21 protein-coding genes are annotated in these 21,568 nt (G+C 68.0%); 17 read left to right on the forward strand and 4 right to left on the reverse strand.

Annotated features, from left to right (window positions below; all coding sequences use genetic code 11):
• Nucleotides 1-393 precede the first annotated feature (393 nt).
• The 5 genes from ahpC to AB9O74_RS09205 all read left to right on the forward strand — a co-directional run bounded on the left by ahpC (nt 394) and on the right by AB9O74_RS09205 (nt 5,310).
• Nucleotides 394-957, forward strand: a complete 564-nt coding sequence (ahpC, locus tag AB9O74_RS09185) for an alkyl hydroperoxide reductase subunit C (RefSeq protein WP_176990330.1) — start codon at nt 394-396, stop codon at nt 955-957.
• 151 nt (nt 958-1,108) lie between these two features.
• Nucleotides 1,109-2,701 (forward strand): alkyl hydroperoxide reductase subunit F, encoded by a 1,593-nt coding sequence (gene ahpF / locus AB9O74_RS09190; RefSeq protein ID WP_369349106.1) that lies wholly within the window; start codon nt 1,109-1,111, stop codon nt 2,699-2,701.
• 90 nt (nt 2,702-2,791) lie between these two features.
• On the forward strand, nt 2,792-3,748 hold the full coding sequence (gene oxyR / locus AB9O74_RS09195) for a DNA-binding transcriptional regulator OxyR (protein WP_346478247.1): 957 nt from the start codon (nt 2,792-2,794) through the stop codon (nt 3,746-3,748).
• Between the two features lie 138 nt (nt 3,749-3,886).
• Complete coding sequence (rnk, locus tag AB9O74_RS09200; protein WP_019182413.1) at nt 3,887-4,294, forward strand: nucleoside diphosphate kinase regulator; 408 nt, start codon at nt 3,887-3,889, stop codon at nt 4,292-4,294.
• Nucleotides 4,295-4,347: 53 nt separating this feature from the next.
• On the forward strand, nt 4,348-5,310 hold the full coding sequence (locus AB9O74_RS09205; RefSeq protein WP_369349107.1) for a transaldolase: 963 nt from the start codon (nt 4,348-4,350) through the stop codon (nt 5,308-5,310).
• 182 nt (nt 5,311-5,492) lie between these two features.
• Here AB9O74_RS09205 and msrA read toward each other — a convergent pair whose 3' ends face one another.
• Nucleotides 5,493-6,146, reverse strand: a complete 654-nt coding sequence (gene msrA, locus AB9O74_RS09210; RefSeq protein WP_369349251.1) for a peptide-methionine (S)-S-oxide reductase MsrA — start codon at nt 6,144-6,146, stop codon at nt 5,493-5,495.
• 30 nt (nt 6,147-6,176) lie between these two features.
• Nucleotides 6,177-6,443 (reverse strand): DUF2007 domain-containing protein, encoded by a 267-nt coding sequence (locus tag AB9O74_RS09215; RefSeq protein ID WP_176990334.1) that lies wholly within the window; start codon nt 6,441-6,443, stop codon nt 6,177-6,179.
• A 210-nt stretch (nt 6,444-6,653) separates the two neighbouring features.
• On the opposite strand from AB9O74_RS09215, the gene AB9O74_RS09220 reads away from it, so the two are divergent.
• From AB9O74_RS09220 to AB9O74_RS09235, 4 genes are all read left to right on the forward strand, one after another.
• Entirely contained in the window at nt 6,654-8,402 is a 1,749-nt protein-coding gene (locus AB9O74_RS09220; protein WP_369349108.1) for a glutamine--tRNA ligase/YqeY domain fusion protein, read from the forward strand.
• Between the two features lie 202 nt (nt 8,403-8,604).
• Nucleotides 8,605-9,165, forward strand: coding sequence for a nucleoside deaminase (locus AB9O74_RS09225; protein WP_369349109.1), 561 nt, complete (start codon nt 8,605-8,607; stop codon nt 9,163-9,165).
• 24 nt (nt 9,166-9,189) lie between these two features.
• On the forward strand, nt 9,190-10,236 hold the full coding sequence (rlmM, locus tag AB9O74_RS09230; RefSeq protein WP_346491311.1) for a 23S rRNA (cytidine(2498)-2'-O)-methyltransferase RlmM: 1,047 nt from the start codon (nt 9,190-9,192) through the stop codon (nt 10,234-10,236).
• Between the two features lie 113 nt (nt 10,237-10,349).
• Nucleotides 10,350-10,745, forward strand: a complete 396-nt coding sequence (locus AB9O74_RS09235; RefSeq protein ID WP_369349110.1) for an EF-hand domain-containing protein — start codon at nt 10,350-10,352, stop codon at nt 10,743-10,745.
• A gap of 9 nt (nt 10,746-10,754) precedes the next feature.
• Here the strand turns inward: AB9O74_RS09235 and AB9O74_RS09240 are convergent, their stop codons facing one another.
• A complete protein-coding gene (locus AB9O74_RS09240; protein WP_369349111.1) occupies nt 10,755-11,930 on the reverse strand; it encodes a UbiH/UbiF family hydroxylase in 1,176 nt (391 codons plus the stop codon).
• On the reverse strand, nt 11,927-13,132 hold the full coding sequence (gene ubiH / locus AB9O74_RS09245; protein ID WP_179460811.1) for a 2-octaprenyl-6-methoxyphenyl hydroxylase: 1,206 nt from the start codon (nt 13,130-13,132) through the stop codon (nt 11,927-11,929). Before ubiH ends, AB9O74_RS09240 begins: the two co-directional genes overlap by 4 nt.
• A gap of 94 nt (nt 13,133-13,226) precedes the next feature.
• On the opposite strand from ubiH, the gene AB9O74_RS09250 reads away from it, so the two are divergent.
• From AB9O74_RS09250 to apaG, 8 genes are all read left to right on the forward strand, one after another.
• Entirely contained in the window at nt 13,227-13,811 is a 585-nt protein-coding gene (locus AB9O74_RS09250) for a hypothetical protein (protein WP_369349112.1), read from the forward strand.
• A gap of 18 nt (nt 13,812-13,829) precedes the next feature.
• Entirely contained in the window at nt 13,830-14,384 is a 555-nt protein-coding gene (locus AB9O74_RS09255) for a cob(I)yrinic acid a,c-diamide adenosyltransferase (protein WP_369349113.1), read from the forward strand.
• Between the two features lie 34 nt (nt 14,385-14,418).
• Nucleotides 14,419-15,330, forward strand: a complete 912-nt coding sequence (locus AB9O74_RS09260) for a histone deacetylase family protein (RefSeq protein WP_354273920.1) — start codon at nt 14,419-14,421, stop codon at nt 15,328-15,330.
• 116 nt (nt 15,331-15,446) lie between these two features.
• On the forward strand, nt 15,447-17,894 hold the full coding sequence (lptD, locus tag AB9O74_RS09265) for an LPS-assembly protein LptD (RefSeq protein WP_176990344.1): 2,448 nt from the start codon (nt 15,447-15,449) through the stop codon (nt 17,892-17,894).
• A complete protein-coding gene (locus tag AB9O74_RS09270) occupies nt 17,891-19,240 on the forward strand; it encodes a peptidylprolyl isomerase (RefSeq protein WP_369349114.1) in 1,350 nt (449 codons plus the stop codon). Before lptD ends, AB9O74_RS09270 begins: the two co-directional genes overlap by 4 nt.
• A gap of 3 nt (nt 19,241-19,243) precedes the next feature.
• Complete coding sequence (pdxA, locus tag AB9O74_RS09275; RefSeq protein WP_369349115.1) at nt 19,244-20,224, forward strand: 4-hydroxythreonine-4-phosphate dehydrogenase PdxA; 981 nt, start codon at nt 19,244-19,246, stop codon at nt 20,222-20,224.
• Nucleotides 20,221-21,057 carry a 16S rRNA (adenine(1518)-N(6)/adenine(1519)-N(6))-dimethyltransferase RsmA gene (rsmA, locus tag AB9O74_RS09280; protein ID WP_369349116.1) on the forward strand — a complete coding sequence of 279 codons (837 nt, stop codon included), beginning with the start codon at nt 20,221-20,223 and terminating at the stop codon, nt 21,055-21,057. The genes pdxA and rsmA overlap by 4 nt, the downstream gene beginning before the upstream one ends.
• A gap of 122 nt (nt 21,058-21,179) precedes the next feature.
• Complete coding sequence (gene apaG / locus AB9O74_RS09285) at nt 21,180-21,563, forward strand: Co2+/Mg2+ efflux protein ApaG (protein WP_176990348.1); 384 nt, start codon at nt 21,180-21,182, stop codon at nt 21,561-21,563.
• The last annotated feature ends 5 nt before the right edge of the window (nt 21,564-21,568 follow it).

The raw sequence follows: 21,568 nt of genomic DNA on the forward strand, positions 1-21,568 counted from the left end.
AGTCCACGGGGCCATGGGGGCCGGCCCCGCGCCAGGGCTGTCCGCGACCGGCAACCGATTGAATCCACGCATCGGCACTCATATATGGATCTGTGGCCACTATCGATTTCAGTCCGAAATCCGGGGCCGTCGGCCGCCCGGCCCGCGCAACCGTTCAGGTTGCTGCTCCCCCGGATATGCAGAAGCTATGGCACCGCCCGCCGCCTGTTCGGGCGTGGTCATTGCGCTGCAACGGTTCTGACGGATAGCGCCGCCACCCTTCATCGCAGGATCAGCTGCTTTTGATAGTCTATGACTATCGCATAGATGCAATCAATGGATTGTCCTTATGGGAATGGAGCCGCTAACCTGTGTTGGTCGCTTCACCCACCCCCTTCACCAAGAGGAACAACGATGTCGCTCATCAACACCCAGATCCAGCCGTTTGAAGCCAACGCCTACCAGAACGGCGAGTTCATCAAGGTCTCCGACGCCACCCTGAAGGGTCACTGGTCCGTGCTGATCTTCATGCCGGCCGCGTTCACCTTCAACTGCCCGACCGAGATCGAAGACGCTGCCGATCATTACGCCGAGTTCCAGAAGGCCGGTGCCGAGGTCTACATCGTCACCACCGACACGCACTTCTCGCACAAGGTGTGGCACGAAACCTCGCCGGCCGTCGGCAAGGCCCAGTTCCCGCTGGTCGGCGATCCGACCCACCAGCTGACCAACGCCTTCGGCGTGCACATTCCGGAAGAAGGCCTGGCCCTGCGCGGCACCTTCATCATCAACCCGGAAGGCGTGATCAAGACCCTGGAGATCCACTCCAACGAGATCGCCCGTGACGTCTCCGAGACCCTGCGCAAGCTGAAGGCTGCCCAGTTCACCGCCGCCAACCCGAACCAGGTGTGCCCGGCGAAGTGGAAGGAAGGCGAAAAGACCCTGACCCCGTCGCTGGACCTGGTCGGCAAGATCTAAGCCGCTTCTCATCCCCATCCCCGCCCGCCGGGGGTGGGGGTGAACCCAAGCCGGTGCCCCACGCGTCGGTTTCGGTTCACCCCCATGTCGCGCAGATGCACCCGCGGGGTTCGTCGACGCTGTTCCCTTGCCTGAATCAAGGAGTTTTTCGATGTTGGATGCCAACCTCCAGTCCCAGCTGAAGACCTATCTGGAACGTGTCACCCGTCCGATCCAGATCACGGCGCACGTGGATGACGGCGCCAAGTCGCAGGAGATGCTCGAGCTGCTGAACACGCTGACCTCGCTGTCGACGCAGATCAGCCTGGACGTGCGTCGCGACAGCAGCGAGCGCACGCCCTCGTTCGCGCTGACCACGCCGGGCCAGGACATCCACCTGGTGTTCGCGGGCCTGCCGATGGGCCATGAGTTCACCTCGCTGGTGCTGGCGCTGCTGCAGGTCGGCGGCCACCCCTCCAAGGCCACGGCCGAGCTGATCGAGCAGGTGCGCAACCTGGAGGGCGAGTACCGCTTCGAAACCTACTTCTCGCTGTCCTGCCAGAACTGCCCGGACGTGGTCCAGGCGCTGAACCTGGCGGCGGTGCTGAACCCGCGCATCCAGCACGTGGCGATCGATGGCGGGCTGTTCCCGGCCGAGGTCGAAGCGCGCCAGATCATGTCCGTGCCGACCGTGTACCTCAACGGTGAAGTGTTCGACCAGGGCCGCATGACGCTCGAGCAGATCGTGGCCAAGCTGGACACCGGTGCGTCCAAGCGCGATGCCGAAAAGCTCAGCACCAAGGCACCGTTCGACGTGCTGGTGGTGGGCGGCGGTCCGGCCGGCGCGGCCGCGGCGATCTATGCCGCGCGCAAGGGCATCCGCACCGGTGTGGCGGCCGAACGTTTCGGTGGCCAGGTGCTGGATACGATGGCGATCGAGAACTTCATTTCCGTCACCGAAACCGAAGGTCCGAAGCTGGCCGCGGCGCTGGAACAGCATGTCCGCGAGTACGAGGTGGACATCATGAACCTGCAGCGCGCCACCGCACTGGTGCCGGCAGGCGACGATGGCCTGGTGGAGATCAAGCTGGAGAACGGCGCGTCGCTGAAGTCGCGTTCGGTGATCCTGTCCACCGGCGCACGCTGGCGCCAGATGAACGTGCCCGGCGAAGACCAGTACCGCAACAAGGGCGTGGCGTACTGCCCGCATTGCGACGGTCCGTTGTTCAAGGGCAAGCGTGTCGCGGTGATCGGCGGGGGCAACTCCGGCGTGGAAGCGGCGATCGATCTGGCGGGTCTGGTGACGCATGTGACCCTTCTGGAATTTGATGACAAACTGCGGGCCGATGAAGTGCTGCAGAAGAAGCTGCGCAGTCTGGGCAACGTCACCATCATCACCAGCGCCCTCACCCAGGAAGTGCTGGGCGATGGCCAGAAGGTGAAGGGCCTGGTCTACCAGGACCGCGTCGGGGGCGATTCGCACCGGGTGGAACTGGAAGGCATCTTCGTGCAGATCGGTCTTCTGCCGAATACCGAATGGTTGAAGGACACGGTGGCCCTGTCACCGCGTGGCGAGATCCTGATCGACGACCGCGGCCAGACCAGCGTGCCGGGTGTCTTCGCCGCAGGCGATTGCACGACCGTTCCGTACAAGCAGATCGTCATCGCGATGGGCGCCGGTTCCACTGCGGCACTGAGCGCCTTCGATCACCTGATCCGCACCTCCGTTCCCAAGAGCAGCGGCGCTGTCGCCGAAGCTGCCTGAAACGTCCGGTTCCCGGTTCGCCGGGAACCTTGTCTGTCTGCTGGGTAGCCACGCCATCACCCGGTCCATTGCCGTGAGAGGTCCAAGGAAATGAACCTACGTGATTTGAAGTATCTGGTGGCGCTGGCCGACCACCGCCATTTCGGCAAGGCGGCCGCCGCCTGCTTCGTCAGCCAACCCACCCTGTCCACCCAGATCCGCAAGCTCGAGGATGAGCTGGGTCTGCCGCTGGTGGAGCGTGCACCGCGCAAGGTCATGCTGACCCCCGCCGGGGTGGAAGCCGCCGCGCGTGCACGCACGATCGTGGCCGAAGTGGAGCAGATGAAAGAAGCCGCGCGGCGCAGTCGCGATCCCGAGGCCGGCACGGTCCGGCTCGGCATCTTCCCGACGCTGGGTCCGTACCTGTTGCCGCATGTGATCCCCAACATCCGCGAGCGCTTCCCGCAGCTGGAACTGCTGCTGGTCGAGGAAAAAAGCGACGAGCTGCTGACCCGCCTGCGCGAGGGCAAGCTGGATGCCGCCCTGCTGGCGCTGCCGCTGGACGATGACCAGCTGCATGCCGAATTCCTGTTCGAAGAGCCCTTCCTGCTGGCGGTCTCGCAGCAGCACCCGCTGGCGCGCCGCCAGCACCTGGACGTGCAGGAGCTGTCGTCGCAGAAGCTGCTGCTGCTCGAGGACGGGCACTGCCTGCGCGACCAGGCGCTGGCGGTATGCCGGCTGTTCGGGGCCAACGAGAAATCGGAGTTCCGCGCGACCAGCCTGGAAACGCTGCGGCAGATGGTGGCCGCCGATGTGGGCATCACCCTGCTGCCGACGCTCTCGGTCAAGCCGCCGGTGCCGCGCTCGGACAACATCCGCCTGCTGGATTTCAGCGGCGATGACCGCCCCAGCCGCCGCATCGCGATGGCGTGGCGCCGCAGTTCGGCGATGACCGGCTTCCTGGAGCAGCTGGCCCAGCAGTTCAAACGGCTGCCGCAGGGCCTGTTCGCGCTGGAGTCCACCGATGTCCCGGTGGCCGCCGCCACGCCGCTGCCACGCGCCGGCTGAGCCTGCCTGAACCGGCCGACGCGGCCGATACGCCGGACGGGTCGCATCCGTCTACGATTGTCAGCACAATAGGACGAGGCGGTGCCAGCAGGCGCCGCCTTTTTGCATGGGTCTTCCACAAACGCAAGGAGCTACACCATGTCCACTTCCAGCGGACTGCCCCCCTCGATCATCGTTTCAAGCCACGACATGGACCGCCTGGACGCCATGCTCGAGTCTCCCGCTGTCAGCCAGACCCCCGCCGGGATCGCCCTGGCCGAGGAACTCAACCGCGCGACCGTCGTGGCGCCGGACCAGGTTCCCGAGGGCACCGTCATGATGCATTCGCGCGTGGAGTGCGAAGATGAGCTGCAGAACGAAAAGCATGTTCTGACGCTGGTCTATCCGCGTGAGGCCGATGTTGAACAGGGCAAGGTATCGATCCTGGCGCCGGTGGGCACCGCCCTGCTGGGCCTGTCGATCGGCCAGACCATGGATTGGGTGGCCCCGGGTGGGCGCAAGCTGCGCCTGCGGGTGACCGCCGTCCATCACCAGCCCCACGCCTGATCCCGCCTGCTGCGTCGTCGCGCAGGTTCCACCGATTCGTCCCAGGAGTTGCAATGAGCACCGTTTCGCTGTCCAAACTCTCCCAGCTGCGTGATCTGTCCGTGGTGGTTGCCGATACCGGCGATTACGAGGCGATCAAGCGCTTGAAGCCGGTCGACTGCACGACCAATCCCACCCTGGTGAAGAAGGCGCTGGATCTGCCGGTGTACGCCGATCTGATCGACAGCGCATTGGCCTGGGGCCGCGAGCAGGGTGGCGAGCGCGAGACCATCGTGCACGCGGTGGCGGATCGCCTGACCGTGGGCGTGGGTACGCTGCTCAGCACGCTGGTGCCGGGCCGGGTCTCGACCGAGGTCGATGCGGACCAAGCGCACGATACGGCGGCGACGGTGGCCAAGGCGCGCCAGTTCATCGCGATGTACGAAGCGGCCGGCGTGCCGCGCAGCAAGGTGCTGATCAAGATCGCGGCGACCTGGGCAGGCGTGGAGGCGGCACGCCAGCTGCAGGCCGAGGGGATCGACTGCAACCTGACGCTGATCTTCAACCCGACCCAGGCGTTGGCCTGCAGCGAGGCCGGGGCGTTCCTGATTTCGCCGTTCGTCGGCCGCATCCTGGACTGGTATGTGGCCAACGGGCAGGCGCCGGCGACCATCGACGAAGACCCGGGCGTGGTGTTCGTGCGCGGGGTGTACGCGGAGTTCAAGCGTCGCGGTTCGCCGACGGTGGTGATGGGCGCGTCGTTCCGTTCGACGGCGCAGATCGAGGCACTGGCGGGCTGTGATCGTCTGACGATCTCGCCGGAGCTGTTGGAGAAGCTGGACGCCGATCACGGTGAGCTGCCGCGCAGGCTGGTGGCCGGTGCAGCCGAATCCGTCCAGGTGACACCGATCGATGGCGCGCGGTTTGCGGCGGATCTGGCGGCCGACCCGATGGCGACGGAGAAGCTGGCAAGCGGCATCGATGCGTTCGCCAAGGATCTGGAAGCGTTGCGCCAGACGATCCGCGAGCGGCTGTAAGCGCTGGCGGTTGGCTGGACGACGAAAGGCCCCGCTCTGCGGGGCCTTTCGTTTTTGGCGCTTACGGCGACGGCAACCGCTCACTTTCGTCGGGGTTGGCGCGTTGGGGAGGGCAGTAGAGCAGCGAACCCTTTGCTGTCCGTTGGGCCTGGTAGAGCCGACCGTGGGTCGGCTCCGGGGTATCAGGCGTCCACGCCGATGGGGCAGCTGACGCCGGTGCCGCCGATGCCGCAGTAGCCGTTGGGGTTCTTGGCGAGGTACTGCTGGTGGTAATCCTCGGCGTAGTAGTACTCGGGCGCGGGGAAGACGATGTCGGTGGTGATCGGGCCGTAGCCGCTGTCGTTGAGGCGCTGCTGGTAGGCGTCGCGGCTGGCCAGGGCAGCGTCGAGCTGGGCCTGGGTGGTGGCGTGGATCGCGGAGCGGTACTGGGTACCGGTGTCGTTGCCCTGGCGCATGCCCTGGGTGGGGTCGTGGCTTTCCCAGAAGACCTGGAGCAGGCGCTCGAGCGGGACGATGGCGGGGTCGTAGACCACCTCGACAATTTCGGTGTGTCCGGTGAGGCCGGAGCAGACTTCTTCGTAGGTGGGGTTCGGGGTGACGCCGCCGGCGTAGCCGACCGAGGTCGAGTAGACGCCCGGGATGGTCCAGAATTTGCGCTCGGCGCCCCAGAAACAGCCCATGGCGAAGCGGATGCGCGCCAGGCCGGTGAAGCTGTCCTTGAGCGGATGGCTGTTGACGTAATGCTGGTTGTGCAGCAGCGGCAGGGGCTGGTCGCGGCCCGGCAACGCTTCGTCCGGACGCGGCAGGCGCTGCTTGAAGGCGCCGATGCCCAACAGACCGTTTCCAATACCCAACATGGCGTTCTCCTAGGCCGGCAACAGGCCGGCGCTTTCGTCTCCGTCGAATATGGGGTCGTCCGGGGCCGTGCCCAAGTCCAGTTGGGCGACGATGTCTTCCGCTTCGGGACGGGCAAGATCGGGAACGCAGACGCGCAGGACGCCGAACAGCGGGAGCTCGCCCATCCCGCCCAGCAGCGATTCCCCGAAGACGAACGCAGGGATGCCGGCGTCCTCCAGGGCGTGTTTGACCAGATGGGCGTCGAACAGGTTGTCGGCCTGGTAGATCACGTGCATGGGCGGGCTCCGGAGGGCATGGGGCCAGCATACGCCCGGGGGCTGAAGGCGTGCCGACCAACGGCGGTCATCATCCAGGCGCAACCGGATCCGGTCGTGCCGGCCAGCGAAAGGCGTGCCGACCAACGGTCGGCACCTACCCGTTTAGCCTGTCGCGCTGCGACAGGCTAAACTGTTGGTCTTTCTGCCTTTTAACTGCGACCGCGCATCATGTCCGAGTCTACCGCCGCCCCCACCGACGCCCTTCCGGAAGCCCAGGAAAAACGGGATTTCATCCGTCAGATCGTCCGCGAGGACCTGGCGGCCGGCAAGCATGCCGCGATCAAGACGCGCTTCCCGCCGGAGCCCAACGGCTACCTGCACATCGGCCATGCCAAGTCGATCTGCCTGAACTTCGGCATCGCCGGCGAGTTCAACGGTGTGTGCAACCTGCGCTTCGACGACACCAACCCGGCCAAGGAAGATCCGGAGTACGTGGCCGCGATCCAGGACGATGTGCGCTGGCTGGGCTTCGAGTGGAACGAGCTGCGCCATGCCTCGGACTATTTCGATGCCTATTACCTGGCCGCGCAGAAGCTGATCAGCGATGGCAAGGCGTACGTATGCGACCTGTCCGCCGAGGAAGTGCGTGCCTACCGCGGCACCCTGACCGAGCCGGGCCGTCCGTCGCCGTTCCGCGAGCGCAGCGTCGAAGAGAACCTGGATCTGTTCCGCCGCATGCGCGCGGGCGAGTTCCCGGATGGTGCGCGCACCGTGCGCGCCAAGATCGACATGGCCAGCGGCAACATCAACCTGCGCGACCCGGCGCTGTACCGGATCAAGCACGTCGAACACCAGAACACCGGCAATGCGTGGCCGATCTACCCGATGTACGACTTCGCGCATGCGCTGGGCGATTCCATCGAGGGCATCACCCACTCGCTGTGCACGCTGGAGTTCGAAGACCACCGCCCGCTGTACGACTGGTGCGTGGACAACGTCGATTTCGCCCACGACGATGCGCTGACCCAGCCGCTGGTCGATCGCGGCCTGCCGCGTGAAGCCGCCAAGCCGCGCCAGATCGAATTCTCGCGCTTGAACATCAACTACACGGTGATGAGCAAGCGCAAGCTGATGGCGCTGGTCACCGAGCAGCTGGTGGATGGCTGGGAAGACCCGCGCATGCCTACCCTGCAGGGCCTGCGTCGTCGTGGCTATACCCCGGCAGCGATGCGCCTGTTCGCCGAGCGCGTGGGCATCAGCAAGCAGAACTCGCTGATCGACTTCAGCGTGCTCGAAGGCGCGCTGCGCGAAGACCTGGACAGTGCCGCCGCACGCCGCATGGCGGTGGTCGATCCGGTCAAGCTGGTGCTGACCAACCTGCCGGAGGGCCACGCAGAAACCCTGACCTTCGCCAACCATCCCAAGGATGAGGCGTTCGGGACCCGCGAGGTGCCGTTCGCGCGCGAGCTGTGGATCGAGCGCGAGGATTTCGCCGAGGTCCCGCCCAAGGGCTGGAAGCGCCTGGTGCCGGGCGGCGAAGTGCGCCTGCGCGGCGCCGGCATCATCCGCTGCGATGAGGTGATCAAGGACGCCGACGGCACCATCACCGAGCTGCGCGGCTGGCTGGATCCGGAATCGCGCCCGGGCATGGAAGGCGCCAACCGCAAGGTCAAGGGCACCATCCACTGGGTCAGCGCCGTGCACGCGGTGCCGGCCGAGATCCGCCTGTACGACCGTCTGTTCTCGGTGCCGAACCCGGACGACGAGTCCGACGGCAAGACCTACCGCGATTACCTCAATGCGGACTCGCGCCGCACCGTCACCGGCTATGTCGAGCCGGCCGCGGCCAGCGCCGCGCCCGAGCAGTCGTTCCAGTTCGAGCGCACCGGCTACTTCGTCGCCGATCGCCGCGACCACACCGCGGCCAAGCCGGTGTTCAACCGCAGCGTGACCCTGCGCGATACCTGGTCGGCGTAAGCGGCACCCGGCCGGTGCCTGGCACCGGCCACCGTGCATTTCCAGCGCGGCCCTGCCACGGCAGGGCCTGCGCTCCAGCACTCCTGCGATCGGCGCAGCCCTGCGCCGGCGCCCGCGTGGCCGCGTTCAGCGCGGGCACGGCATCCCTACGCACGGCCCGATACACTGCCGCTGCTCCATCTTCCACGAGGTCCATGTCCCGATGCTGTACGCGCAAGTCCATCTCACCCTGCCCGCCTGGATCCACGACCAGATCGATATGGGCCGTGTCTATCCCGAGGATGCCGACAAGGTCGCGCTGGCGATCGAGCTGTCGCGCCTGAATGTCGAGGCGCAGACTGGCGGCCCGTTCGGCGCCGTGGTGTTTGGGCCGGATCATCGCGTGATCGCCGCTGGCGTGAACCGCGTGGTCCCGCATACGACCTCGCTGGCGCATGCCGAAAACATGGCCTACATGCTGGCCCAGCAGCGCCTGCAGACGCCGCGCCTGAACGATGTGCTGTCGCCGATCACGTTGGCGACTTCCTCGCAGCCGTGCTGCCAGTGCTACGGCGCGACCGTCTGGGCCGGCATCGATCGCCTGCTGATCGGTGCCAGCGCCGAGGATGTGGAAGAACTCACCCCGTTCGATGAAGGCCCGCTGCCGGCGGACTGGATCGGCGAACTCAACAAGCGTGGCATCGAGGTCGTGCGCGACATCGAGCGCGATGCAGCGCGCGCGGTCCTGCGCCAGTATGGAGAAACCAACGGTGCACATTACTGATTCCCGCGCTTCAGGCGCGAAGCGATGAGCGGCCTGCTGTGCCTGTGCCGCCAGGGGTTTGAGCCGGAGCTGGCCGCCGAGCTGTCCGAGCGCGCGGCCTATGCCAACGTCGCCGGCTACGCGCGCACCCAGCGCAACGACGGCTACGTGGTGTTCGTCACCGAGGAAGGCGCGGCGCTGTCCAAGGCGTTGTCCTGGCGTTCGCTGATCTTCGCCCGGCAGAAGCTGCAGGTGCTGGCCGAGCTGCCCCAGCTCGATGCCGCCGACCGCATCACCCCGATCATCGCCGCCCTGCAGGGCCAGCAGCGCTTCGGCGACATGTGGGTCGAGCATCCCGATTCGGACGAAGGCAAGCCGCTGGCCGGCCTGGCCCGCGCATTCGGCAATGCGCTGCGCCCGGCGCTGCGCAAGGCCGGCCTGCTGACCGACAAGCCGAACACCGGCCTGCCGCGCCTGCACATCGTGTTCGTCGATGGACGCCATGCCTTCGTGTGCGTGGCCGATACCCGCGACAGCGCGCCGTGGCCGCTGGGCATCCCGCGCCTGAAGCTGCTGCCCGACGCGCCTTCGCGCTCGGCGCTGAAGCTGGATGAAGCACTGCTCACGCTGATGACACCGGAAGAGCGCGAACTGCTGGTCAAGCCGGGCATGCGCGCGGCCGATCTGGGCGCCGCCCCGGGAGGCTGGACCTGGGTGCTGACCCGCCAGCACGTCAGGGTGATCAGCGTCGACAACGGCCCGCTGCGCGAGCACGTGCTGGAGACCGGCCTGGTCGAACATCTGCGCGCCGATGGTTTCCACTGGCAGCCGGAGACGCCGCTGGACTGGATGGTCTGCGACATGGTCGAACAACCGCGCCGCGTGGCCGAACGCATGGCCACCTGGTTCCGCGAAGGCTGGTGCAGGCACGCGATCTTCAATCTCAAGCTGCCGATGAAAAAGCGCTGGGATGAAACCCGCATGTGCCTGGAGCTGTTCCAGGAGCAGGCGGGCAAGCCGCTGCATCTGCGCGCCAAGCAGCTGTACCACGACCGCGAAGAGATCACGGTGCTGGCCTCGCCGCTGCGCTGACCCACGCGCACCACCGGTAGCGCCGGGCCATGCCCGGCTGGCCGCGCAACGCGCGCAATGATCGAAGCACGCGCCGGGCGCCCGGCGCCCCCTACGTCAAGAACGGAGTTTCCATGCGACGCCGATCCCGCCTCATCCTGTTACTGACGCTGCTGCCCACGCTCGCCCTGGCCCAGGTCCGCAACCCGTCACCGGCGGTCAGCGAACCGTTGCGCGAGGTGCCGGCGAGCGTGCGCGCGCAGCCGCTGTCGCAGGGCGAGGTCACCCATCAGGTGACGCTGGCCGCCCCGGCCGGGGAGGCGGCGGTGACGGTGCGTTCGGTGCAGCCGGTGAGCGTGGTCGGCCAGTACCGCATCGCATTCGCGGCGTTGGATGTCGACGGCGACGGCTTCATCAGCCGGGCCGAGGCGCAGGCCAACCCGACCCTGGCCGATGAATTCAACGCCTTGGACGTGAAGCGCCGCGGCAAGCTGGACCGCGCCGATCTGGCCGGCTGGCTGATCGACTGAGCGCGCGGGTCACAACCCCGCCGCGCGCTTCCAGAACAGCGACACCAGCGGCGGCAGCTTGCCGGCGCAGCCCAGCGCGCGGCCGCGCGCCAGGGTCAGGTGCATCTCATCATTGGAGAACACCGTGTTGATCGCATCGAAGCTGTACGCAGCGACGGTGTTCTCACTGCGGCGTTCGCGTGCCCAGCGCTGCAACCGGTGCGGCGACATCCAGTCCTGGCGGCGCTGCTGCGCCGCCAGCACCATCGCCCGCAAGGCAGCGACATCACGCAGGCCGAGATTGACGCCCTGCCCGGCCAGCGGGTGCACCACGTGCGCTGCATCACCGAGTGCGAGCACGCGGCCGGCCACGTAGCCGGTGGCAAGCTGCCGGCGCAGCGGGAAGGCCGCCCGCCTGGAGGCGAGCGTCATCGCGCCCAGGCGGCCGGCGAAGGCGTTGGTGAGTTCGCGTCCGAATGCCGCGTCATCCAGTGCCAGCACGCGCTCGGCGTCGGCATCGGGCAGCGTCCACACGATCGAACTGCGCTGCGCGCTGATCGGCAGCACCGCCAGCGGCCCGGTCACCAGGAAGCGTTGCCACGCGGTGGCTTCGTTGTTCTTTTCGGTGTCGACATACGCCACCACGCCACGCTGGCCGTAATCCTGGCGGGTCACCTCCAGCCCGGCCAGGCGGCGCAGGGTGGATTCGGCACCGTCGGCGGCGATCGCCAGCGATGCTTCGAGCCGACGGCCGTCGTCCAGGCGCAGGCGCACCCCGTTGGCGTCCTGCTCCAGCGCCTCGACCCGCGCCGGGCAGCACAGCTGCACGCCGGCCGCCGGCAGCGCCGCCCACAGGCGGTCCACCAGCAGATCGTTCTCGACGATCCAGCCCAGTTGTTCGCGGCCGAGGCTGTCGGCATCGAAGCGCAGTTCATCGCCGCCGGCCGCGTCCCAGACCCGCATGCGGCGGTAGGCACAGGCGCGCGCGGCCGTCACCGCCGGCCACACGCCGAGCGTGGCCAGCAACTGGGCGTTGTCCGGCGCGAACGCGTACACGCGCAGGTCCGGCTGCTGCGGTTGCCAGGCGGCCGGCTCGCGGCCTTCGACCAGCGTCACCGACAGCCCGGCATCGGCCAGCGCCAGTGCGCAGGCCGCGCCGACCACGCCACCACCGACCACCACCACGTCCTGCGGGCGCCGGCTCACAGGCCGGCTCCGCGGCACAGCGCCGGGACCTGGCCGCGGAAGCCCATCGCGCCCCCGACCAGCATCGACTGCATCGGCGTGGCCTGCGCGGCCAACAGGCCGAGCGAACGCAGCGGGCGCATCAGCGGTGCCGGATTGCTGGTCAGGCGCGCCAGCCCGCCGGAGAACGCGATGGTCTGCTCGCGGTCTTCCAGCCGGCGTGCCACGTGTTCCTGCAGCAGCGCATCGCTGCCGGCATCGTCGGCCCCGGCCACCAGTTCGGCCAGCGTCAATGCATCGCGGAGGCCAAGGTTGAAGCCCTGTGCGCCCAGCGGGTGGATGGTCTGCGCGGCATTGCCGAGCAGCACGGTGCGTTCGCCGACCAGCGCGCGCGACAGCACCTGGATCAAGGGATAGGCGCTGCGCGGGCCACTCTCCAGCAGGCGGCCGGCGCGCCAGCCGATGGCGCCCTGCAGGCGGTTCACCCAGGCCGCATCGTCCAGCGCCATCACGGCCTCGGCCTGGTCACGGGCAACCCCGTGCACCGCGCCGAAATGACGGTCGCCACGCGGCAGCAGCGCGGTCGGCCCGGTGTCGGTGAAGCGCTCGTACGCGGTGCCGTCCGGCGCACGCGCGGCGCGGACCCGCGACACGAACAGCGTCTGCTCGAAATCATGTTCATCCACGCCGATGCCGAGTGCCTCGCGCACGCCACTGCGGGTCCCGTCGGCGCCGACCACCAGACGCGCCAGCAGACAGCGCTCGCCGCTGTCATCGGCGATGAAGACCTGACGGTAGCCGTCCACCGTGCTGCCCAGGCGCACGAAGCGCGCCGGACGATAGCGGGTCAACCGGGTGAGCGTCTCCAGCCGCGCCTCCAGCGCCTGGCCGAAATCGCGGGCGACCACGACCTGTCCGAACCACGGGCGCTGGTACTGCGCGGCCTCCATCTGCACCCGGCCGAAATCGCCGGCGCGGCTGACGTGGATGCGGGTGATCGCGCCCGGCGCACCGGCCAGCGTCTGCATTACGCCCAGCGCGGTCAGCGCGTTGACGGTCGCGGCGGCGAAACTGAGGTTGCGCTGGTCGAACACTGCCGGCAGCGCGCCCAGCGGCGAGGCCTCCACCAGGCCGACATCGCGGCCGGCACGGTCCAGGGCGATGGCCAGGCTGGCACCCACCAGCCCGCCGCCTACGATCACTACATCATGTCGTTCACTCATGCCCCCCATGATAAGGGTTCGCCCGTTCCGGCGGCGTGCGGCGGGCTGCCGCAGCAGGCGCTAGAATGAATGCCTGCCCCCACCCGTCACCGCCATGACCTCCACTGCCCAACGCGCCTTCGTCCTGTCCGTGCTCGTGCTGTTGATGGCGGCCACGCGGGTCAACCATTTCGCGGCGATTCCGGATGCATCCTGGGCGGTGTTCTTCATCGGCGGCTTCTACCTGCGCGCGTGGACCCGCTGGGCGTTCCCGCTGCTGATGGCGCTGGCGGTGCTGGTCGACTGGCTCGTGATCCGCCGCAGCGGCCTGGATTTCTGGCAGCACTACTGCGTCTCGCCGGGCTACTGGATGCTGCTGCCGGCCTATTTCGCGATGTGGAGCGGCGGCCTGCTGCTCCGCCGCGGCTACCACGGCGCCACCTGGGCCGCGCTGGGCAAGGGCGCGCTGCTGCTGGTCGCGGCGGTGGCGGTCTGCCATCTGTTCGCCCAGGGCGGTTTCTACTGGACCAGCGACAACGTGGCCGCCCCCACCCTCGACGGCTGGGCGAAGAACTACAGCGACTGGTTCCTGCCCTACCTGCGCACCGCGGCGGTCTACGTCGGCCTGGCAGCCGCGCTGCAGCTGGCGACCGAACAGGTCGGCAAGCTGCTGCAGGCGCGCCGCGACGTGCTGCGCTGAGCGCGGCCGGCCTCGGTCGTGGGCAATCGCCTGTCCCGCATCTATACACGCACCGGTGACGATGGCAGCACCGGCCTGGGTGATGGCAGCCGGGTGGCCAAGGACGACGCCCGGGTGGCCGCCTACGGCACGGTCGACGAGGCCAACTCGGCGCTCGGCGTGCTGCTGGCGGTGCCGCTGCCGGAGGATGTCCGCGCCCTGCTGACGGTGATCCAGCACCAGTTGTTCGATCTGGGCGGCGAGCTGTGCATTCCCGGCCATGCCGCCATCCACGCCGCCGACATCGAGGCGCTGGAGCAGCAGCTGGACCACTACAACGCCGACCTGCCGGTGCTGAAAGAGTTCATTCTTCCGGCCGGGGGCGAGGCCGCCGCGCGCTGCCACCTGGCCCGCACCATCGTGCGCCGGGCCGAGCGCGAGACGGTCACGCTGGCGCGCCGGGAGACGGTCCGCCCGGAAGCACTGCACTACCTCAACCGCCTGTCCGACCTGCTGTTCGTGCTCGCGCGCGTGCTGGCCCGGGCGGATGGCCACGGCGAGGTGCTCTGGCGCCACGAGCGCCGCCACGCCTGAGCGGCCCTGCCGCCCCACCGGATATCCTGCCCGCATGCTGGTTTTCACCCACCCCGCCTGTCTGCAACACGATCCCGGCCGCGGCCATCCCGAATGCCCGGCCCGTCTGCAGGGGGTGCTCGATGCGCTGAAGGCGGCCTATCCGGACCAGTTGGACTGGCGCGAGGCTCCGCCGGCCAAACTCGGTGAGCTGGCGCGGGTCCACGACAGCGAACTGATCGACCTGGTGCTCAAGCCCCAGACCGAGCCGCTGCGCCTGATCGACATGGACACCATGACCTCGCCCGGCTCGGCCAGCGCGGCCCTGCACGCGGCCGGTGCCGGCGTGGCGGCGGTCGATGCGGTGATGCTGGGCGAGGATCCGGTGGCCTTCTGCGCGGTGCGCCCGCCCGGCCACCACGCCAGCGCCAGCACCGCGATGGGCTTCTGCCTGTTCAACAACATCGCCATCGCCGCCGCCTATGCGCGCGACCGCTATGGGCTGGAGCGGATCGCCATCGTCGATTTCGATGTCCACCACGGCAACGGCACCCAGGACATCTTCATCGCCGATCCCGGGGTGGCCTACTACAGCACCCACCAGGCCGGGCTGTTCCCCAATTCGGGCCTGCGCCGCGACCGCGGGGCCGGCAACCTGATGAACATCCTGCTGCCGCCGGGCAGTGGCGGCTTCCGTTTCCGCAACACCTGGGCCGACGAGATGCTGCCGGCCATCGACGATTTCCGGCCCCAGCTGCTGTTGATCTCGGCCGGCTTCGATGCGCACATGCGCGACCCGCAGGCCGATCTGATGCTGGAAACCGAGGATTTCGCCTGGATCACCGCCGAGCTGCGCGGGCTGGCCCGCCGCCACGGGGCCGGCCGGATCGTCTCGATGCTGGAGGGCGGATACGACCTGCAGGCCCTCGCCGAATGCAGCGTGGCCCACGTCGGCCAGCTGCGCTGATCCGCGCGGACCGGGCCGACGAATGAACCCGGGCCCCTGCGTGGGTGAGACCTTCATTGCCCCTATGCAAGGGATGGGGCAAGCTACGATCCGTTTTCGCCCGAATCCGATACCGCGTGCGCCGAGCCCTCCGCCTGCTGCCCCTCCCCCTCAGTATCGCCATCTGCCTGCCGGCCCTGGCCGACGACAAGCCGGTGAACTGGGGCCTGTGCCCGGTGACCGACGTGCTGCCCGTGTTCGACGATGCGCCCAAGGCCGACAAAGCCGCGGCCGCGACGCGTGACCAGCAGCCGACGGACATCGAAGGCGACCAACTGACCGGGACCTCCGTGGTACCCAACTACCAGGGCAATGTCGCGCTCAAGCGCGGCGACCAGTTCCTGGGCACCGACAACCTGAGCTTCGATACCGAAAGCGGCAACTACATCGCCGAGGGCAACGTCCGCTACCAGGACTCCTCGATCCGGATGAAGGCCCGTCGCGCCGAAGGCAACCAGGAAAGCGACACCCACAAGATCAGCGACATCCAGTACCAGCTGGTGTCCCGCCGTGGCAACGGCGGTGCCGAGTCGATCGACCTGCAGGGTGCGGTCGGCCAGATGCACCGCTCCACCTACACCACCTGCGACCCCTCGCAGCCGGTGTGGAAGCTGTCGGCGCCGCAGATCGAGGTCGACAACGACGCCGGCTTCGGTACCGCGCGCAACGCCGTGCTGCGGATCGGCAAGGTGCCGGTGCTGTGGGCGCCGTACTTCAAGTTCCCGATCGATGATCGCCGCCAGACCGGCCTGCTCTACCCGCAGATCGGCCTGTCCGGCCGCAACGGCTTCGACTACACCCAGCCGATCTACCTGAACCTGGCGCCGAACTTCGACGACACCCTGATGCCGCGCTACATGAGCAAGCGCGGTTTCATGCTCGACAACGAATTCCGCTATCTGTACGACGGTGGCCGCGGCGAGCTGCTGACCGCCTACCTGCCCAACGACAAGCTGCGCGACAAGGATCGCGGCCGCGTGGAGTTCAGCGGGTACCACAACATCAACGCCAACTGGCAGGCCCGCGCCAGCCTGGCCTGGGTCAGCGACGAGCGCTATCTGGAGGATTTCTCCAATCGGCTGCTCGGGGTGACCACCTCCAACCTGCAGAGCCAGATCGGCCTCTACGGCACCGGTGAGAACTGGACCGGCGGCCTGATGGCCGACTACTGGCAGCTCACCGATTACACCCTGACCGAGTCGTCCCTGCCGTACGCGCGCCAGCCGCGCCTGTTCGTCAACTGGGACAAGCCCCTGCTGCCGTGGTTGGAAACCGGCGTGTATGCCGAAGCGGTGAACTTCACGCATCTGGATGTGCATGAGAAGTTCGGCGCGGACCAGGAATACGAGCGCACCGGCGTGTCACGCAGCATGGACGGCGGTTCGCGCCTGGACGTGAAACCGTACGTCTCGATGCCCTTCAGCGGCGCGGCCTGGTACGTCACCCCGACCCTGGCCTACCGCTATACCGCGTACGACCTGGAGCGGGGCCTGGCTGACAGCATCCGTCGCAACCAATTGACCCCGGAACAGTTGGCGGTTGCCACCCCGGACCAGCTGCGCGGCAACACTTCGCCGAGCCGCAGCCTGCCGATCGGCACCATCGACGCCGGGCTGTTCTTCGACCGCGAGACCACCATCGGCGACACCCGCTTCCTGCATACGCTGGAACCGCGCCTGTTCTACCTGCGTACGCCGTACCGCGACCAGAGCGACCTGCCGGTCTTCGATACCCGTGACTTCACCTTCAGCTGGGGCCAGCTGTTCCGCGATTCGCGCTACTCCGGCGCCGATCGCCAGAACGACGCCAACCAGCTGACCCTGGCGCTTAGCACCCGCTTCATCGACCAGGACACCGGCAAGGAACGCTTCTCGGGCAGCATCGGCCAGATCCTGTACTTCGACGATTCCCGGGTCACGCTCAACAGTGTTGAAACCCCGGTCGAGCAGGGCAAGTCGGCCTGGATCGCCGATACGAACTACATGATCAACGACCGCTGGACGCTGGGCGCCACCTATCAGTGGGATCCCAAGTACAAGCGCGAGGACCTGGCCAGCGTGCGTGCACGCTACCTGATGTCCAACGACGGCATCGTCAACCTGACCTACCGCAGCCGTCTGAACCCGCAGGCATCGACCACGGCGACCCGCCGCGACCGGACGCTGCTGGAGCAGGCCGACCTGTCCTTCCTCTACCCGCTCAACGAGCGCTGGAGCCTGGTCGGCCGCTACTACTACTCCATCCAGGACCGCGCCCCGCTGGAAATCATCGGTGGCGTGCAGTGGGACAGCTGCTGCCTCGCCGTCCGCGCGATCGCCCGCCGCTACGTGCGCAACCGCGAGGGTGAACTCAACAACTCCTTCCAGATCGAGTTCGTGCTCAAGGGCCTGAGCTCCATCGGCCAGAACACGGACCGCACCTTGCGCCGTGCTATTCTCGGGTACTACCGAGACGACCTCTATCTGGTGCCGCCCAGCAACACCGGTGCAGCCCGCGACGACTACGATCCGAATCAGATCCCATGACCAAGACCCTTCCCGTACTCCTCGCCTCCCTGCTGGCGGTCTCCTCCGCGACGGCCCCGTTGCAGGTGCTGGCCCAGCAGAGTCAGCCGCTGGACCGCATCGCGGCGATCGTCGATGAGGACGTCGTGCTGCAGAGCGAACTGGACCGCGCCGTCCAGAACATCAAGGCCCAGTACGCCGGTCGTGAAAACCAGCTGCCGCCCGATGACGTGCTCAGCCGCCAGGTGCTCGAGCGTCTGGTCCTGGTCAAGCTGCAGGTGGCGCGCGCCGAGAGCAGCGGCATCAAGGTCAGCGACCAGGAACTGAACCAGGCGATCAACGCCATCGCCCAGCAGAACGGCTCCACGCTGGACGCCCTGCGCCAGCGCCTGGCCAGCGATGGCCTGGATTTCAACGATTTCCGCAATTCGGTGCGCGACGAGATCACCGTCCAGCGCCTGCGCCAGAGCTTCGCGCAGAGCCGGATCAGCGTCAGCGAAGGTGAAGTGGATGGCGCGCTCAAGCAGCAGGCGGCCGCCGGTACCCAGTACCATCTGGCCCACATCCTGATCGGCCTGCCTGAAGGCGCAACCGCCGATCAGATCACCACCGGCCAGAAGAAGGCCGATGGCGTCAAGGCACTGCTGGACAAGGGCGAGATCGACTTCAACGCGGCCGCCGTCCGTTATTCGGACAGCCCGAACGCGCTGGAAGGCGGCGACCTCGGCTGGCGTTCGCTGGATGAAATCCCGAACGCGTTCGCGCAGATGATGAAAGACATGAAGTCCGGCGACGTGGTCGGTCCGCTGCGTGGCCCGAGTGGCTTCCAGCTGTTGAAGCTGGTGGAAGTGCGTGATGCCAGCGCCGCCGCCGGCGCTGGTCACACCATCACCGAGTACCACGCCCGTCATATCCTGGTCCGCATCACCGACCAGCAGGACAATGCCGCGGCCAAGGCCAAGATCGACACCCTGCGCGCCCGCATCGCCGGCGGCGCCGAGTTCGACGCGGTCGCCAAGGAGTCCTCGGAAGACAACAACAGCAAGGGCCAGGGCGGCGATCTGGGCTGGTTCCCGGCCGACGCGTTCGGCCCGGACTTCGGCAAGCAGGTTGAAGGCGTCGCCGACGGCGGCGTGAGCCAGCCGTTCCGCACCGATGCCGGCTGGCACATCGTCCAGCGCGTCGCCACGCGCCAGACCGATGCCACCACCGACAACCAGCGTGCCCAGATCCGTGAAACGATCGGCCGCCGCAAGCTGGAAGAAGAGTACAACCGCTTCCTGCAGGAACTGCGTGGCGAAGCCTACGTGGACATGCGCGGCTACGCCCCGGGCGGCGCCGCGGCCGCCACCCCGCCGCAGTCCTGATCCATGCTCCCGCAGCTCGCGCTGGTACCGGGCGAGCCGGCGGGGATCGGCCCGGAGCTCTGCCTTCGACTGATCCAGCAGCCGCGCACTGATTGCCGGCTGCTGGCCTTCGCCGACCCGGACACGCTGCAGGCTGCCGCCGCCGCGCTGTCGCTGCCCCTGCAACTCCTGCCTGAAGACGCCATCGCCCGCCAGCCGGGCGATCTGCCGTTGCGCGCGGTGCGCAATGCCGTCCCCTCGCGCTTCGGCACCCCGGACCCGTCCAACGCCGGCGCGGTGATCGGCGCGCTGCGCCAGGCCGGCCAGGCCTGCCTGTCCGGTGAACTGGCCGGGGTGGTCACCGGCCCGGTGCACAAGGCGGTCATCAACGAAGGCGGCATCGCCTACAGCGGCACCACCGAACTGCTGGCCGACCAGGCCCGCACCCCGGTGGTGATGATGCTGGCCAACGCGATCGTGAGGGTCGCCCTGGCGACCACCCACCTGCCGCTGCGGTCGGTGGCCGATGCGATCACCGCCGATGGCCTGGCGCTGACCCTGCAGATCCTCCACGACGCCCTGCAGCGCGATTTCGGCCTCGCTTCGCCGCGTATCGCCGTGCTCGGCCTCAACCCGCACGCCGGCGAAGACGGCCATCTCGGCCGCGAAGAGCTCGACCTGATCATCCCGCTGCTGGAGCGCCTGCGCGCCCGGGGCATGGACCTGGTCGGGCCGCTGCCGGCCGATACCGCGTTCCTGCCGGCCAAGCTGGCCGGCTTCGACACGGTGCTGGCGATGTACCACGACCAGGGCCTGCCGGTGCTCAAGTACAGCGGCTTCGAGCAGGCCGTCAACATCACCCTGGGCCTGCCCTACCCGCGCGTCGCGGTCGACCACGGCACCGCCCTGGGTCTGGCCGGCCGCGGCATCGCCGACCCCTCCAGCCTCCTCGCTGCCACCGCGCTGTGTGCCCGGCTGGCGCGCCAACGTACACTGGTGCCATGACTTCTTCGTATTCCTCCTCCGGCGCGCCCGGTTTCTCCGGCCCCGCCAAGAAGCAGCTCGGCCAGCACTTCCTCGCCGACCGCAGCTACATCGACAAGATCGTCCTGGCGGTGAACCCGAAGGACGGCGACCGCCTGGTCGAGATCGGCCCGGGCCAGGGCGCCATCACCCTGCCGCTGCTGCGCCGCCACCCGAAGCTGACCGTGATCGAGTTCGACCGGGATCTGGTCGGGCCGCTGGCCGCCGCCGCCGAACCGCTGGGCGAGATGACCATCATCCACCGCGACGTGCTGCAGGTGGATTTCACCGAACTGGCCGCAGGCAGCCCGATCCGCCTGGTCGGCAATCTCCCCTACAACATCTCCTCGCCGATCCTGTTCCATGCGCTGGACCACGCGGCGGTGATCACCGACATGCACTTCATGCTGCAGAAGGAAGTGGTCGACCGCATGGCCGCCGATCCGGGCAGCAAGGTCTACGGCCGGCTGAGCGTGATGCTGCAGGCCTTCTGCAAGGTGACCTCGCTGTTCGTGGTGCCGCCGGGTGCGTTCCGGCCGCCGCCGAAGGTCGATTCGGCCGTGGTGCGGCTGGTACCGCGCGATCCGGCCACGGTCGGCATCCTGGACCGCAAGCGCTTCGCCCACGTGGTCAAGGCCGCCTTCGGGCAGCGCCGCAAGACCCTGCGCAACGCGCTGCAGAACGTGTGCACGCCCGAGCAGTTCGAAGCCGCCGGCGTGCGCAGCGATGCGCGCGCCGAGCAGCTGGACGTGGCGCAGTTCATCGCGCTGGCGAACGTACCCTGCGCCGACGGTGATGCCGCTCCGCAAGAGTGAGCGCGCCGCCGGCGGCCCTGACCGGCCGCGCGTACGTGGAACCGCCCGACCTTCATGACGGGAGCGCCACCCGGCCGGGCGGCACTCATCTCATCGTGCACAACATTCACTAAACTGCCTGCATGAACGACGCTGCAAACTACGCGATCTCCGTCGAGGTCGCCCCCCGCTTCCTCGATGACCAGTCCACGCCGGAGGACGGCCGCTACGCGTTCGCCTACACGATCCGCATCCTCAACCGGGGCCGCGTCGCGGCACGGCTGGTGGCCCGCCACTGGCGGATCACCGATGCCAACGGCCGCATCGAGCATGTCGACGGGGATGGGGTGATCGGCGAGCAGCCGCGGCTGCGCCCCGGTGAAGACTTCCGTTACACCTCCGGTGTCATGCTGGAGACCGAGCACGGCACGATGCAGGGGCACTACGACATGGTGGCCGACGACGGCACCGAGTTCGCCGCCGCCATCGCGCCGTTCGTCCTGACCGTTCCGCGCACACTGCACTGATGGAG

It is taken from the genome of Stenotrophomonas sp. JAG2 (assembly GCF_041080745.1).
In the GTDB taxonomy this organism is placed as follows: Bacteria; Pseudomonadota; Gammaproteobacteria; order Xanthomonadales; family Xanthomonadaceae; genus Stenotrophomonas; species Stenotrophomonas maltophilia_AA.

Excerpts from the sequence above, each read along its gene's own strand:
- ahpC (WP_176990330.1), top strand. The coding sequence starts at position 394 with ATGTCGCTCATCAACACCCAGATCCAGCCGTTTGAAGCCAACGCCTAC.
- ahpF (WP_369349106.1), top strand. The coding sequence starts at position 1,109 with ATGTTGGATGCCAACCTCCAGTCCCAGCTGAAGACCTATCTGGAACGT.
- oxyR (WP_346478247.1), top strand. The coding sequence starts at position 2,792 with ATGAACCTACGTGATTTGAAGTATCTGGTGGCGCTGGCCGACCACCGC.
- rnk (WP_019182413.1), top strand. The coding sequence starts at position 3,887 with ATGTCCACTTCCAGCGGACTGCCCCCCTCGATCATCGTTTCAAGCCAC.
- AB9O74_RS09205 (WP_369349107.1), top strand. The coding sequence starts at position 4,348 with ATGAGCACCGTTTCGCTGTCCAAACTCTCCCAGCTGCGTGATCTGTCC.
- AB9O74_RS09215 (WP_176990334.1), bottom strand. The coding sequence starts at position 6,443 with ATGCACGTGATCTACCAGGCCGACAACCTGTTCGACGCCCATCTGGTC.
- AB9O74_RS09220 (WP_369349108.1), top strand. The coding sequence starts at position 6,654 with ATGTCCGAGTCTACCGCCGCCCCCACCGACGCCCTTCCGGAAGCCCAG.
- AB9O74_RS09225 (WP_369349109.1), top strand. The coding sequence starts at position 8,605 with ATGCTGTACGCGCAAGTCCATCTCACCCTGCCCGCCTGGATCCACGAC.
- rlmM (WP_346491311.1), top strand. The coding sequence starts at position 9,190 with ATGAGCGGCCTGCTGTGCCTGTGCCGCCAGGGGTTTGAGCCGGAGCTG.
- AB9O74_RS09235 (WP_369349110.1), top strand. The coding sequence starts at position 10,350 with ATGCGACGCCGATCCCGCCTCATCCTGTTACTGACGCTGCTGCCCACG.
- ubiH (WP_179460811.1), bottom strand. The coding sequence starts at position 13,132 with ATGAGTGAACGACATGATGTAGTGATCGTAGGCGGCGGGCTGGTGGGT.
- AB9O74_RS09250 (WP_369349112.1), top strand. The coding sequence starts at position 13,227 with ATGACCTCCACTGCCCAACGCGCCTTCGTCCTGTCCGTGCTCGTGCTG.
- AB9O74_RS09260 (WP_354273920.1), top strand. The coding sequence starts at position 14,419 with ATGCTGGTTTTCACCCACCCCGCCTGTCTGCAACACGATCCCGGCCGC.
- AB9O74_RS09270 (WP_369349114.1), top strand. The coding sequence starts at position 17,891 with ATGACCAAGACCCTTCCCGTACTCCTCGCCTCCCTGCTGGCGGTCTCC.
- pdxA (WP_369349115.1), top strand. The coding sequence starts at position 19,244 with ATGCTCCCGCAGCTCGCGCTGGTACCGGGCGAGCCGGCGGGGATCGGC.
- rsmA (WP_369349116.1), top strand. The coding sequence starts at position 20,221 with ATGACTTCTTCGTATTCCTCCTCCGGCGCGCCCGGTTTCTCCGGCCCC.
- apaG (WP_176990348.1), top strand. The coding sequence starts at position 21,180 with ATGAACGACGCTGCAAACTACGCGATCTCCGTCGAGGTCGCCCCCCGC.